Origin of the sequence: Paenarthrobacter sp. C1 (assembly GCF_049315185.1) — a bacterium.
In the GTDB taxonomy this organism is placed as follows: domain Bacteria; phylum Actinomycetota; class Actinomycetes; order Actinomycetales; family Micrococcaceae; genus Arthrobacter; species Arthrobacter nicotinovorans.
This window is the reverse complement of record NZ_CP186052.1, coordinates 3,391,066-3,405,804: the sequence shown is the minus strand read 5'-3', so window position 1 is coordinate 3,405,804 and position 14,739 is coordinate 3,391,066. Positions and strand designations below refer to the sequence as shown.

The 14,739-nt window shown below is 63.3% G+C and carries 10 protein-coding genes; 8 read left to right on the top strand and 2 right to left on the bottom strand.

Features of this window, described 5'->3' with window-relative positions; translation table 11 throughout:
• Window positions 1–5 precede the first annotated feature (5 nt).
• Window positions 6–884 carry a M15 family metallopeptidase gene (locus tag ACNAOU_RS15880; RefSeq protein ID WP_370874695.1) on the bottom strand — a complete coding sequence of 293 codons (879 nt, stop codon included), beginning with the start codon at window positions 882–884 and terminating at the stop codon, window positions 6–8.
• Window positions 885–1,856 carry a type I pantothenate kinase gene (coaA, locus tag ACNAOU_RS15875; RefSeq protein WP_018776649.1) on the bottom strand — a complete coding sequence of 324 codons (972 nt, stop codon included), beginning with the start codon at window positions 1,854–1,856 and terminating at the stop codon, window positions 885–887.
• Window positions 1,857–1,995: 139 nt separating this feature from the next.
• Here coaA and glmS point away from each other — a divergent pair, with 139 nt between their 5' ends.
• The 8 genes from glmS to ACNAOU_RS15835 all read left to right on the top strand — a co-directional run bounded on the left by glmS (window position 1,996) and on the right by ACNAOU_RS15835 (window position 14,714).
• A complete protein-coding gene (gene glmS, locus ACNAOU_RS15870; RefSeq protein ID WP_018776648.1) occupies window positions 1,996–3,879 on the top strand; it encodes a glutamine--fructose-6-phosphate transaminase (isomerizing) in 1,884 nt (627 codons plus the stop codon).
• Window positions 3,880–3,883: 4 nt separating this feature from the next.
• On the top strand, window positions 3,884–4,231 hold the full coding sequence (locus ACNAOU_RS15865; protein ID WP_018776647.1) for a holo-ACP synthase: 348 nt from the start codon (window positions 3,884–3,886) through the stop codon (window positions 4,229–4,231).
• 15 nt (window positions 4,232–4,246) lie between these two features.
• Entirely contained in the window at window positions 4,247–5,824 is a 1,578-nt protein-coding gene (locus ACNAOU_RS15860) for an NAD(P)H-hydrate dehydratase (protein WP_422757214.1), read from the top strand.
• Between the two features lie 68 nt (window positions 5,825–5,892).
• Window positions 5,893–8,205, top strand: coding sequence for a glycogen debranching protein GlgX (gene glgX, locus ACNAOU_RS15855; protein WP_416428349.1), 2,313 nt, complete (start codon window positions 5,893–5,895; stop codon window positions 8,203–8,205).
• On the top strand, window positions 8,202–10,514 hold the full coding sequence (gene treY, locus ACNAOU_RS15850) for a malto-oligosyltrehalose synthase (protein ID WP_422757212.1): 2,313 nt from the start codon (window positions 8,202–8,204) through the stop codon (window positions 10,512–10,514). The genes glgX and treY overlap by 4 nt, the downstream gene beginning before the upstream one ends.
• A gap of 52 nt (window positions 10,515–10,566) precedes the next feature.
• The gene (gene treZ / locus ACNAOU_RS15845; RefSeq protein WP_422757211.1) at window positions 10,567–12,339 is read left to right on the top strand and encodes a malto-oligosyltrehalose trehalohydrolase; all 1,773 of its coding nucleotides are present in this window, start codon (window positions 10,567–10,569) and stop codon (window positions 12,337–12,339) included.
• A gap of 82 nt (window positions 12,340–12,421) precedes the next feature.
• The gene (gene mgrA / locus ACNAOU_RS15840) at window positions 12,422–13,459 is read left to right on the top strand and encodes an L-glyceraldehyde 3-phosphate reductase (protein ID WP_422757210.1); all 1,038 of its coding nucleotides are present in this window, start codon (window positions 12,422–12,424) and stop codon (window positions 13,457–13,459) included.
• Between the two features lie 169 nt (window positions 13,460–13,628).
• Entirely contained in the window at window positions 13,629–14,714 is a 1,086-nt protein-coding gene (locus ACNAOU_RS15835) for an inositol-3-phosphate synthase (RefSeq protein WP_018776641.1), read from the top strand.
• Window positions 14,715–14,739: the final 25 nt, after the last annotated feature.

The following is a 14,739-nucleotide window of genomic DNA, read 5'->3' as shown; positions in this document are numbered from 1 at the left end:
CCGGGCTACAGGTAGTCCGGAGCAGCTTCAAGCCCGAAGTACTCTTCGAGAGTCGTGATGCCGCGTGTGGCCATGTCCACCGCAGCATCCACTCCGATGTACCGGAGGTGCCAGGATTCGTAGAAGTAGCCTGTGGTGTCGTGGAACATCCAGGGGTACCTGACGACGAATCCGAACTTGTGCGCATTGGCTTTGGCCCAGACCGCTGCAGGCTGCTCGGCGAAGCATGGCTGGAAGCTGCACGCTCCGCCTCCGTCGCCGATATCGAATGACCAGCCTGTCTGGTGTTCGGAGTGTCCGGGCCGCGCGGAGGCGCGATCGGCTGCGGCCTGCCCTGTGCTGGCAACATATCCGTTGTAGGTGGACACCTGCGTTGTGTAGGAACGGTAGCCCGAAGCCAGCGTCATGATGACGCCCTCCGATGCCGCTGCCCCGAACATCCTCTCTGCGGCAGCCGCCGTCGTGCTGTTCAAAAGGGCCGCTTCGCCGCTGACGGCGAGTCGGATGGCCGGCTGCACCAAGTCGGCCGGCACGAAGTCCTGAGGATTCAGCGGCCTGTGCTTGTTGACGATCACCCAGGGGCTGGTCGGATCGGTCAGGGAGTGCTGGGTCTTGATGGTGCTGGAAGGGGCCGGGCCCGGGCTGGTGGCCGCGGTGGGCTCTGCTGTGGGCTCTGCTGTGGCGGACGGCGTTGGTGTTGCGGCAGCGGCGCTTGAAGCTGGTGCAGGAGCCGCCACGTCGGTCTGGGCCGGCATGCTTGCGGCAGCAGGGGAGGGAGCCCCGTCCTGTGGCGTGCATGCCGTCAGGGCGGCGAGGCCGGCACTGACTGTGAGCAGCCCGGCGAAAGCCCGGCGGCTGGGCATCGGTGTGATTTCGTTCGGCAACTAGACCTTCCTCAGCAGCATGCGCCTGATGGAGTGGTCTGCATCCTTGGTGAGCACCAACTGTGCCCGACCACGTGTCGGCAGCACGTTTTCCTTGAGGTTGGGCTCGTTGATGCGCTTCCAGATACCCCGGGCGGTGGACTCGGCGTCGTCGTCCGACAATGTGGCGTAACGGTGGAAGTATGACTCGGGCTGGGCGAAAGCCGTACTGCGCAGCTTCCGGAAGCGGTCCACGTACCATTCCTCGATGTACGAGGTCTTGGCGTCGACATAAATGGAGAAATCGAAGAAGTCGCTGACGGCCAGGCCCTGTTTGCCGTCCATGCGGGGCCGTGCCGGTGCCAGCACATTCAAACCCTCGACGATCAGGACATCGGGGCGGCGTACAACAACTTCCTTGCCCGGCACGATGTCGTAGGTAACGTGCGAGTACCACGGCGCCCGGACTTCCTCTGCGCCGCCTTTGACCTCCGAAACGAAGCGAAGGAGCCCCCGCCGGTCGTAGGACTCCGGAAAGCCCTTGCGCTCAAGCAGGTGCCGGCGTTTGAGCTCAGCCAGGGGGTAGAGGAAGCCGTCCGTCGTAATGAGTTCCACGTTTGGCGTTCCTGGCCAGCGGCGCAGCATCTCGCGGAGAACGCGGGCGATGGTGGACTTGCCTACTGCCACGGAACCGGCCACGCCGATCACGAATGGCGTGCGCTGGGTTTGCTCACCAAGGAAGGTGGTGGTTGCGGCGTGAAGCTGGTGGGATGCCTGGACATAGAGGTGAAGGAGCCTTGAGAGGGGGAGGTAGACCTCCCGGACTTCCTTCATGTCCAGGGGATCGCCGAGCCCGCGCAGACGGAAGATGTCCTCTTCGTTGAGGGGCTGCTCCATCTGTGCTGCAAGCCTGGACCAGGTCTGGCGGTCCAGCTCGACAAACGGGGAAGCGCCGTCGCCATTAGCTTCGGTGCGTTGCAAAGTCACGATCATGATTCTGCCCTCCGCGCGGCTGATCAGGAAATGCGCGATGGCTGGGGGATGAATTATGGGTGCCGTAAAGGTCGCCAGGGACCCCATGAAATGGGATGTCCCACATCAGTTGTTTGCGTTAGCCGTTAGGCTTGTACCCATGTGTGGAATCGTAGGCTATGTTGGCAATTCGTCTCGCGAGGCAGCTGGTTACAGCGCCCTTGACGTCGTGGTGGAAGGGCTGCGCCGTCTGGAGTACCGCGGCTATGACTCCGCCGGCGTCGCAGTAGTGGCTGATGGGGCCATCTCATCCCGTAAAAAGTCCGGCAAGCTGAGCAACTTGATCGAGGAACTGGAAGCGCATCCCGTTCCCAAGTCCCTGACAGGCATTGGCCACACCCGGTGGGCCACGCACGGCGGCCCCACCGACCGCAACGCCCACCCGCACCTTTCCGATGGTGGGCGGTTGGCTGTCATTCACAACGGAATCATCGAGAACTTCGCCGAGCTCCGTCAGGAACTGCTCGCCAAGGGCGTGACGTTCGAATCCGAAACGGACACCGAGGTCGCTGCGGCACTTCTGGGAGACATCTTCCGGAACCAGCTCAACGGCGACGGCGGCAACCTCACCGAAGCGATGCGCCTCGCCTGCCAGCGGCTCGAGGGTGCTTTCACGCTCCTGGCAGTGCACGCTGACCAGCCGGACGTAGTTGTTGCTGCCCGCCGTAACTCTCCCCTGGTCGTGGGATTGGGCGATGGCGAGAACTTCCTCGGCTCCGACGTCTCCGGCTTCATTGACTACACGCGCCGCGCTGTGGAACTGGGCCAGGACCAGATCGTCACCATCACCGCGGACAGCGTTGAGATCACCGACTTCTTCGGCGCACCGGCTGAAGGCAAGGAATACCACGTTGACTGGGACCCTGCTTCGGCTGAAAAGGGTGGCTTCAGCTCCTTCATGGAGAAGGAAATCAACGACCAGCCCGACGCTGTGGCACAGACCCTCCTGGGACGCTCCGACCTCAACGGCAAGCTGACGCTGGACGAACTCCGTATCGATCCCGAGCTCCTCAAGCAGGTGGACAAGATCATCGTCCTCGCCTGCGGTACGGCAGCCTATGCGGGCCTGGTGGCCAAGTACGCCATCGAGAACTGGTGCCGCATCCCCACCGAGGTGGAGCTCGCCCACGAGTTCCGTTACCGTGACCCGATCGTGGACTCCAACACCCTGGTGGTTTCCATCAGCCAGTCCGGCGAAACCATGGACACCCTCATGGCCGTCCGTTACGCCCGGGAACAGGGTGCCAAGACGATCTCGATCTGCAACACCAACGGTTCCACCATTCCGCGCGAATCCGACGCCGTGCTCTACACGCACGCCGGTCCGGAAATCGCTGTCGCCTCCACCAAGGCGTTCCTTGCGCAGATCACGGCTGCCTACCTCCTGGGCCTCTACCTGGCCCAGCTGCGCGGCAACATCTTCTCCGGCCAGATCAAGGATGTCCTCGCGGACCTGAACAAGATCCCGGCCAAGATCCAGACAATCCTGGACAACGCAGGACCGCTGCGCGAGCTGGCCCGCAGCATGAAGGACGAAAAGTCCGTGCTGTTCCTCGGCCGTCACGTTGGCTACCCGGTTGCCCTCGAAGGCGCCCTGAAGCTCAAGGAAATCGCCTACATCCACGCAGAAGGCTTCGCCGCCGGCGAGCTCAAGCACGGGCCGATCGCCCTGATCGACGACGGCCAGCCGGTCTTCGTCGTCGTTCCGTCCCCGCGTGGCCGTGACTCCCTGCACTCCAAGGTGGTCAGCAACATCCAGGAAGTCCGCGCACGTGGTGCACGCACCCTGGTCATCGCCGAAGAGGGCGACGAGTCGGTCAAGGACTACGCAGAGCATGTCTTCTACGTACCGGAGACGCCCACGCTGCTCATGCCGCTGCTCACCACGGTTCCGTTGCAGATCTTTGCTGCCGAACTGGCCGGGGCGAAGGGATACGACGTCGATCAGCCGCGTAACCTCGCCAAGAGCGTGACCGTAGAATAACGGCATGATTGTTGGCATTGGCGTAGACGTCGTAGACATTGAGCGGTTTGGCCGGCAGCTTGAACGGACTCCCGGGCTGAGGGATCGCCTGTTTGTGCCCGCCGAGCGTGAACTCAACACACGGTCCCTGGCTGCCCGCTTCGCAGCCAAGGAAGCAGTGGCCAAGGTCCTGGGCGCACCGGCAGGCATGAACTGGCAGGATTGCTGGATCGGCCTTGACCAGAATGGTCCAACCATCCAGGTCAAGGGAACTGTGCTTGCCGTCGCTGAGGCCAAGGGTGTCAAGCGTTGGCACCTGTCGATGAGCCACGACGGCGGCATCGCCACGGCAACCGTCCTCGCTGAGGGCTAGACGGACACTTAAACAATGATCAGCGCCTTCACCGGACAACAGATCAGGGACGCGGAACAGCCGCTCCTGGACTCCGGTGAGGGCGCTGTTCTTATGCAACGGGCAGCGTACGGCCTCGCCCAGGCCGTGATCCGTGAGCTGAAGAAAAAACGCCGGTTGGCCGGTGCATGCGTCACGGTTCTCGCCGGCAAAGGCAACAACGGCGGCGATGGCCTCTATGCTGCCGCGTATCTCGCCCGACGCGGAATGCGTGCGACGGCGGTACTCGCCGGCGATTCCGTCCACGCGGAAGCATTGGCTGCTCTTCTCGCCGCAGGTGGGCGGGTTTTGCAGCTCGGTCCTTCAAATGCCGAAGAGCTCGCGGTTCTGTGTGCCGGTGAGGACGTGATCATCGATGCTCTGCTGGGTACCGGCGCCCGCGGGGGATTGCGCGAAGCCCCGGCCGAGCTGATTGCCGCGCTGCAGGAACTCGGACCACGGCTGGTTGTCGCCTGTGACGTCCCAAGCGGGCTGGATGCAGGCACCGGGGAGGTCCACTGGCCCGTGCTGGATGCCGACGTCACGGTCACGTTCGGTGGTGTCAAGGCAGGGCTCCTGACCGATCCGGGTGAGGGCTGCGCGGGGCGGGTGGAATTGGTGCAGATCGGCATCGAGGCCGGGCTTCAGGACCAGGCGCCGGAGTTGTGCCGCCTGACCGACCCGGACCTTGGCGCCTTGCTGCCCCGCCCCGGCCGGAGGTCACATAAATACTCCCGCGGTGTCCTGGGAATTGTTGCAGGCTCGTCCCGTTTTGCCGGCGCCGCTGTCCTGGGTGTGCACGCCGCAGCCCTCGCCGGGGTGGGCATGGTGCGCTACATCGGCCCCGGGTCCGCGGCGCGAATGGTTCTCTCCCGGACCCCGGAGGCCTTGTGGGAGGACAAGGATCCGGGCCGGGTCCAGGCGTGGGTAGTGGGTCCGGGCGTCGACGGAGAAGAGCAATTGGGCCGTGCAGGGGCTGCCGTGGAGGCGGCCCTGGGCCATGACCTTCCGGTCGTGGTCGATGCCGGGGCGCTGAGCCTCCTCCCGGACCGTTGCCCGCCCCAATGGATCCTTACCCCGCACGCCGGCGAACTTGCGTCCTTGCTGGATTCGCTGCCGCCCACGGGCGAAGTTGCGGTGACCCGGGCCGACGTCGAATCCCGGCCCCTGCACTTCGTACGCCAGGCGGCCCAACAAACCGGAGCCACAGTGCTCCTGAAGGGTGCCACGACACTTGTGGCGTCGCCGTCGGGAATTGTTTTCAGCCAGTCGGAGGGCATCCCCTGGATGGCGACCGCCGGCAGCGGCGATGTCCTGGCCGGAGTGCTGGGAGCGTTGCTGGCTCAGGCCGCTGAAGAGATAGGCGGCGACGACGGCGCGTATGCCGGCCTGGGCCTGGACGCTGCGGACCGCTGGGCTGCTGTGGCGGCCGTGGCGGCGGGCATCCACGGCAGGGCAGGGGCCCTGGCGTCAGCGGATTGCGACGGTGGCCCCCTTACAGCCTCGGCAATTGCTGCGGCTGTGCCGCGCGTTATTGGTTCGCTCAGCGCGGAATACGACCGAACAATACCGTAAGGTTACTGTCGTTGTCAGGGTACTGAGTAGGCTTGCAACAGTTGTTCGCATCATCAAGAGGAGAACGCATGGAAGTCTGGCCTGGATCGGCTTATCCGCTGGGTGCCACCTTTGACGGCACCGGCACCAACTTCGCGCTATTCAGCGAGAAGGCCGAAAAAGTGGAGTTGTGTCTCTTTGACGACGACGGCGGCGAAGTCCGCGTAGACGTTACCGAGGTAGATGGTTACGTATGGCACTGCTACCTGCCGCAGGTGCAGCCGGGACAGAAGTACGGCTACCGGGTTCACGGGCCCTACGATCCCGACGCCGGTCAGCGTTTCAACCCCAACAAACTGCTGCTGGATCCGTACGCAAAGGCCATCCACCGGCAGATCGACTGGGATCCGTCCCTTTTCTCCTACAACCTGGGAGACCCCGATTCGCGGAACGATGAGGACTCAGCGCCGCACATGATGCTGGGCGTCGTCATCAACCCGTTCTTCGATTGGGACGGCGACAAGCTCCTGAGGATTCCCTACCACAAGTCGGTCATCTATGAGGCCCACGTCAAAGGCTTGACCCAGCTGCACCCGGAAGTCCCCGAAGAGCAGCGCGGCACCTACGCCGGCGTGGCACACCCTGCGGTCATCTCGCACCTGCAGAAGCTCGGGATCACCGCAATCGAACTGATGCCGGTGCACCAGTTCGTCAACGACGGCATCCTGCAGGACAAGGGCCTGAACAACTACTGGGGCTACAACACCATTGGTTTCTTCGCGCCCCACAACAGCTACAGCTCCAAGGGCGACACCGGCCAGCAGGTCCAGGACTTCAAAGCCATGGTCCGTGCGCTGCACACCGCGGGAATCGAAGTCATCCTGGACGTTGTGTACAACCACACCGCCGAAGGCAACCACCTGGGGCCCACGTTGTCGTTCAAGGGCATCGACAACTCCGCGTATTACCGCTTGGTGGAAGATGACCAGAAGTACTACATGGACTACACGGGTACGGGCAACTCGCTGAACGTCCGCAGCCCGCACTCCCTGCAGCTGCTGATGGACTCCCTCCGCTACTGGGTCACGGAAATGCACGTCGACGGCTTCCGCTTCGACCTCGCCTCCACCCTGGCACGCGAGTTCTACGACGTTGACAAACTCTCCACCTTCTTCGAACTCATCCAGCAGGATCCCGTGGTTTCGCAGGTAAAGCTCATCGCCGAACCGTGGGACGTTGGTCCCGGTGGTTACCAGGTTGGCAACTTCCCGCCGCAGTGGACGGAATGGAACGGCCAGTACCGCGATACCGTCCGTGACTTCTGGCGCGGGGAACCCTCGACACTGGGCGAATTCGCTTCCCGGCTGACCGGGTCGGCTGACCTGTACGAACACTCAGGCCGGCGGCCGGTGGCATCGATCAACTTCGTCACCGCCCACGACGGCTTCACGCTGGCGGACCTCGTCTCCTACAACGAGAAACACAACGAGGCCAACGGCGAAGACAACAACGACGGCGAGTCCCACAACCGTTCATGGAACTGCGGCGAGGAGGGGCCGACAGACAACCCCATCGTCCTCGGCTTGAGGGCGCGTCAGCAGCGGAACTTCATTGCCTCCCTGTTCCTGTCTCAGGGCGTTCCCATGCTGCTGCACGGTGATGAACTTGGCAGGACGCAGAACGGCAACAACAACGGCTACTGCCAGGATTCCGAACTTACGTGGATCAACTGGGACAACGTGGACCAGCCCCTGATCGAATTCACCGCGGCCGTGAGCGCACTGCGTGCCAAGCACCCCAGTTTGCGGCGCAGCCGGTTCTTCGACGGACGCCCTGTCCTGCGTGGGGAGGGCGAGCGGCTCCCGGACATCGTATGGCTGGATGCTGACGCCAGCACCATGAGTCCCTCGGATTGGGATGAAGCCCTGGGCCGCTCCGTTGGCGTGTTCCTGAACGGTGACGGCATCCATGGCCGCGACAACCAGGGCCGCCGCATCACAGACGTCAACTTCCTGCTGTACTTCAACGCCGACCAGGAAGACGTCGACTTCCGGATTCCCTCGGATGAATACGCGCCGGCCTGGGATGTCATGATCGATACTGCCGGAGAGGGAGCCGAAGCGGGCGTCATCAAGCCCGACCAGATCCTTTCCGTTGGCGGTAAGTCGCTGGTGGTCCTCCGTGCGCACAGCACTCCCGAGATCGAGCCGGACCACTCCGTCGCTGCCTCGCTTGCTGCATTGACGCAGACGAGCACCCCTGAAACGGCCTCGATTACGGCTCCCGCCGTCACGTCGCTGCCGTATGACTACAAGGGCCCCGAGGAAGGGGACGACGCCGGCGAAGCTGCGGAAGCGGGCGAGGTTACGGAAGCGGGCGAGGCGAAGGAGACCGAATCATGAGGACGCCGGTCTCCACCTACCGTCTCCAGATCCGTCCCGGCTTCACCTTGCAGGATGCCGCCGGACTCACGGATTACCTGCACTCCCTGGGCGTCGATTGGGTGTACGTCTCGCCCATCCTGACCGCGGAGCAGGGCTCGGACCACGGCTATGACGTGACCAATCCCTCCACGGTGGACCCCTCCCGGGGTGGCCCCGAGGGTTTGGCTGCCCTGTCCAGGGCCGCCAAGGACAACGGCATGGGAATTCTTGCCGACATCGTGCCCAATCACATGGGTGTTGCCACTCCCAAGCAGAACGCCTGGTGGTGGAACCTCCTGAAAGACGGGCGGGATTCCAAATACGCCGAGGCCTTCGACGTGGACTGGGAATTCGGCGGCGGCAAGATCCGGATCCCGGTCCTGGGAAGCGACGACGACCTCGACCAGCTCAAGCTGGTGGACGGAGAACTGCACTATTACGACCACCGCTTCCCCTTGGCCGAAGGAACGTTCGCCTCAGGAGACAGCCCCAAGGATGTCCACTCGCGCCAGCACTACGAATTGATCGGATGGCGGCGGGCAGATGCGGATCTGAACTACCGCCGATTCTTCGCCGTGAATACCCTGGCCGGCATCCGGGTCGAAATTCCCTGGGTGTTCGACGAGTCGCACGCCGAGGTTGTCCGCTGGTTCCACGAAGGCCTGGTGGACGGACTCAGGATCGACCATCCGGATGGGCTTGCCGATCCGGAAGGCTACCTTGCCAGGCTTCGCGAGGCGACCGGGGGCGCTTACCTGCTTGTGGAGAAAATCCTCGAACCCGGCGAGCAACTTCCGGAGACTTTCAGCTGCGAAGGAACAACCGGTTATGACGCCCTCGCGGACGTAGACCGCCTGTTCGTGGATCCAACCGCCGAGGAATACCTCAATTCCCTGGACGCACGGTTGCGGAACTCGGAGAAAGCGGCCGATTACGCCGAGATGATCCATGGGACCAAGCGGCGGATCGCTGACGGCATCCTGCGCTCAGAGATCCTGCGGCTTGCCCGCTTGGTACCGGTCTCCCTGGAACTGCCGTTCGCCAAGGTGGCCGACTCCCTTGCCGAGGTCATCTGCTGGTTCCCCATTTACCGGACATATTTGCCCTACGGCGGGAAAACCCTCGTGGAAGCAATCGAGCGGGCCGGCCGACACCGCCCCGAACTCGAACCCGTCCTTGGGAAACTGCAGCCGCTCCTGCTGGATCCCGAAAGTGCTTTGGCGCGGCGGTTCCAGCAGACATCGGGAATGGTCATGGCCAAGGGCGTGGAGGACACCGCCTTCTTCCGCTACACCCGATTGGGCTCTCTCACCGAAGTCGGCGCAGACCCCACGGAGTTCTCGTTGCCCAGCGGGGTCTTCCACGAACGGATGGCCCGGCGCCAGCAGCTCCTGCCGCTCTCCATGACCACCCTGAGCACGCACGACACAAAGCGGAGCGAGGACGCCAGGGCGCGGATATCGGTTATTTCCGAGGCCGTGCCGGAGTGGGAACTTTTCCTTGGAACAGTTCAGCAGCTCGCGCCGATTCCGGACGGACCGTTGGCGGCGCTGGTCTGGCAGTCGATAGTGGGTGCCTGGCCGGCAGACCGCGGGCGGCTTCAGTCATACGCGTTGAAGGCGGCGCGCGAGGCCGGCAACTCCACCAACTGGACCGACCCGAACCCGGAGTTCGAAAGGCAGCTTGCAGCCGCCGTCGACGCCGCGTTCGACGTTCCCGAGGTCGCGGCCGCCTTGACGAACTTCGTGGCTGAGCTGGAACCATACGGGACCTCCAACTCGCTGTCCGCCAAGTTGATCCAGCTCACCATGCCCGGCGTCCCTGACGTTTACCAAGGCACGGAGTTCCGGGACGGATCACTGACCGATCCGGACAACCGACGGCCGGTGGACTTCAAGGCACGCAAAGAAGCTTTGGCAGCATTGGACCAGGGAGCGACACCGTCGTTCACGGAGGAATCGGCCAAGTTGCTGGTGCTCTCCCGGGCGTTGAGGTTGCGTAGGGACCGGCCCGAGCTGTTCGAAGGTTACTTGCCCGTCGCGGCGCAGGGAGCGGCAGCAGCACATGTGGTGGCCTTCGACCGCGGGTCTGGTCGTCGTGGCGCGCTGACTGTCGCCACGCGCCTTCCCCGTCGTCTTGCACGGGAAGGCGGCTGGCGGGACACCGTCATCGAACTCACGGTGAACTGCAGGGACGAGCTCACAGGGGCGAGCTATGCCCCGGGTGCTGTCCAGTTGAGCACCCTGCTGGAGCGGTACCCTGTGGCGCTGCTGGTACCCACTGACTGACGCCACCACGAATCACGGCAACGCACGCTTAAGGAACGTACAGGGGAACATCATGCTGAAGCACGCTGCTGGAAAGAATCTCTTTGATGTCTGGGCGCCGAACGCAAAAACCGTTCGGCTGGTGGCCGGAGGCCACGAATACGGCATGGAGCAATACGACGACGCCGCTGCCCACGGCTGGTGGCACGCGCCGGCTGAGGCGGTGGCAGGGGGAGTCGACGGCGTGCCGTACGGCTATCTTGTGGACGGAGAAGGACCGTTCCCTGATCCGCGTTCGCGGCGGCAGCCGGACGGCGTCCATGGCCTGTCTTCAACGTTCGACCCGTCCATCCACGAATGGAAGGATTCCGGCTGGAAGGGACGGAACCTCAAGGGTTCCGTCATCTACGAACTGCACCTGGGCACGTTCACGCCGGAGGGCACACTGGATGCCGCCGCTGGAAAACTGGACTACTTGGTGGACCTCGGCGTCGATTTCATTGAACTCCTGCCGGTCAACGGATTCAACGGTGTCCACAACTGGGGTTACGACGGCGTCCTTTGGTACGCCGTGCATGAACCCTATGGTGGTCCCGCCGCCTATCAGCGCTTTGTTGACGCGGCGCACGCTGCGGGGCTTGGCGTCATCCAGGACGTCGTCTACAACCACCTCGGTCCGAGCGGAAACTACCTGCCAAAGTACGGTCCTTACCTGAAATCGGGGGAGGGCAACACCTGGGGTGACTCCGTCAACCTTGACGGCCCGGGCTCCGATGACGTGCGCCGCTACGTTCTGGAGAATGCGGCGATGTGGCTCCGCGACTACCACGTTGACGGACTTCGGCTCGATGCCGTCCATGCACTCCGGGACGAACGGGCCGTGCACATCCTGGAGGACTTTGGTGCGCTGGCTGACCAGATCGAGTCTGAAACGGGGATACCGAAAACCCTCATCGCAGAATCGGACCTGAACAACCCGCGCCTCATCTATCCCCGCAAGGACAACGGCTACGGGCTGGAGGGGCAGTGGAGCGACGACTTCCACCACGCCGTCCACGTCAACCTCAGCGGAGAAACCACCGGCTACTACTCGGACTTTGAATCGCTGTCCGTGCTTGCCAAGGTCCTGGAACACGGCTTCTTCCACGATGGCAGCTACTCGAGCTTCCGGGGTCGCCATCATGGCCGGTCAATCCGGCATGACCTCGCGCACCCATCGGCCCTGGTGGTCTGCCTGCAAAACCATGACCAAATCGGAAACCGGGCCATAGGTGACCGACTCACCGCGACGTTGTCCTATGGCAAGTTGGCCATAGGTGCCGTGCTGACCATGACCTCTCCCTTCACCCCCATGCTGTTCATGGGAGAGGAGTTCGGTGCTTCAACGCCGTGGCAGTTCTTCACCTCCCACCCGGAGCCCGATCTGGGCAAGGCCACAGCCGAGGGACGGATCAAGGAGTTCGAGCGGATGGGGTGGGATCCGGCCGTTGTCCCCGATCCACAGGATCCCCAGACGTTCGAACGCTCCAAGCTCAAGTGGGAGGAGACCGGCGAGGGAGACCACGCCCGCCTGCTCCGGTTGTACCGGGATTTGGCACAGCTGCGCCGAAACACGCCTGAACTAGTCGACGGCGGCTTCGGGGACACCTCCGTCGAGTTCGACGACGAGGAACAGTGGCTGCAGATGTCCCGGGGGAAAATCCGTGTTGTGTGCAACTTCGGTGACGACGCACTCGTGACGGCCCTCGAGGGGTCCTTGTTGCTGTCTACCGATTCCGAAGCTGCCCTGGACGAGGACACGCTGACGCTCCCGGGCGCCAGCGCCGCCCTCGTACGCGTCAACTGACACAAGCAGTGAACCGGGGTGACGGCGCCCACATGGCGGACACCGCCGTCGCCCCGGTTTCCACAGTGGCAGGATGGTACGTATGACTTATTCGGCCGCGGAAAACCGCTACGAAACCATGCCCTACCGCCGTGTCGGACGCAGCGGGCTCAAGCTGCCCGCCATCTCGTTGGGCCTTTGGCACAACTTCGGCGACGACAAGCGATTCGACGAGCAACGCGCCATCCTGCGCAGGGCTTTCGACCTCGGCGTCAATCACTTCGACCTCGCCAACAACTACGGTCCGCCGGACGGATCGGCCGAAACGAACTTCGGACGCCACTTGAAGGACGATTTCAAGCCCTACCGCGACGAACTCGTCATCTCCACGAAGGCCGGCTACTACATGTGGCCTGGTCCGTACGGCGAATGGGGATCCCGCAAGTACCTGATTTCCAGCCTCGACCAGTCCCTCGAACGCATGGGCCTGGAGTACGTGGACATCTTCTACAGCCACCGCCCGGACCCCGAAACACCCTTGGAAGAAACCATGGGCGCCTTGGACTACGCGGTCCGTTCAGGCAAGGCGCTCTACGCGGGCATCTCGTCCTACACCCCTGAGCAGACCCTCGAAGCGGCCCGGATCCTCAAGGAACTCGGCACCCCGCTGCTGATCCACCAGCCGAGCTACTCCATGCTGAACCGGTGGACTGAGAATGGCTCACCCAACCTCTACGAGGCATTGGACCGAGTAGGCGCAGGCTCCATCGCCTTCTCGCCCTTGGCCCAGGGGATGCTGACCGACCGGTACCTCAACGGTGTGCCGGCCGACTCCCGCGCAGCAAAGGAACGCTTCCTGTCCGAGTCGCAACTGACCGAGGACAAGCTTGACCGGGTGCGCGGGCTCAACGCAATCGCCCAGGGCCGGGGACAGACGCTCGCCCAAATGGCTGTGGCCTGGATCCTCCGGGATCAGCCGAAGGGCTCGCCGGTGACGTCGGCACTGGTGGGAGCTTCCAGTGTGAAGCAGCTGGAAGACACGCTCAGCGCCATCCAAAACCTGGAGTTCACCACGGAAGAACTGACGGCGATCGACGAGTTTGCTGTTGAATCGGACATCAACCTGTGGGCGCAAAAGTAGCCGTTCACGATTGACATAAAACGGGAGGGGCCGGCCGGGAACAAAGGCGGCCCCTTCTGTGTTGGCTACAATGCAAGTGTGCGCCGAATGGCGCCGTGCCAATCAGTCGTGCCCTGGACTCAGCCAGCGGTGCGCCTGGCACCTGAGGTTTAGTTCTCAAAGGAGTTCCGTGTCTTCACATCCGATTCGTGTTGCCATTGTCGGCGTAGGTAACTGCGCCGCATCGCTGGTCCAAGGTGTTCAGTACTACCGCGACGCTGACCCCAAGGCCACGATCCCGGGTCTGATGCACGTCGAGTTCGGCCAGTATCACGTCAACGACGTCCACTTCGTTGCTGCTTTCGATGTCGACAGCAAGAAGGTTGGACTGGACCTGGCGGACGCCATCGGCGCCAGCGAAAACAACACCATCAAGATTGCCGACGTCCCCGCTACGGGCGTCACCGTCCAGCGCGGCCACACACTGGACGGACTGGGCAAGTACTACCGCGAAACCATCGTTGAGGCTCCGGAAGAGGCTGTGGACATCGTCGCTGCATTGCGCGAAGCCAAAGCGGACGTCATGGTCTGCTACCTGCCTGTTGGTTCGGACCAGGCCGCCAAGTTCTACGCCCAGTGCGCCATCGACGCCGGCGTCGCTTTCGTCAACGCACTGCCCGTGTTCATCGCCGGCACCAAGGAATGGGCCGACAAGTTCACTGCTGCCGGTATCCCGATCGTGGGCGACGACATCAAGAGCCAGATCGGTGCCACCATCACCCACCGTGTCATGGCTAAGCTGTTCGAAGACCGCGGCGTCACCCTGGACCGTACGTACCAGCTGAACGTCGGCGGCAACATGGACTTCAAGAACATGCTGGAGCGCGACCGCCTGGAATCCAAGAAGATCTCCAAGACCCAGGCCGTTACCTCAAACGTGGAGGCCGAGCTGCACGCCGACGACGTCCACATCGGGCCTTCCGACTACGTCGCCTGGCTTGATGACCGCAAGTGGGCCTTCGTCCGCCTCGAAGGCCGCAACTTCGGCGACGCCCCTGTATCCCTGGAGTACAAGCTCGAGGTATGGGATTCCCCGAACTCTGCCGGCGTGATCATCGATGCCATCCGCGCCGCCAAGATCGGCCTGGACCGCGGCATCGGCGGCCCGCTGCTCTCCGCTTCCAGCTACTTCATGAAGTCGCCGCCGGAGCAGTTCAACGACGACATCGCCCGCGAAAAGGTCGAAGCCTTCATCCGCGGCGACATCGAACGCTAAACACCGCAGGACCCCTTTGTCACCT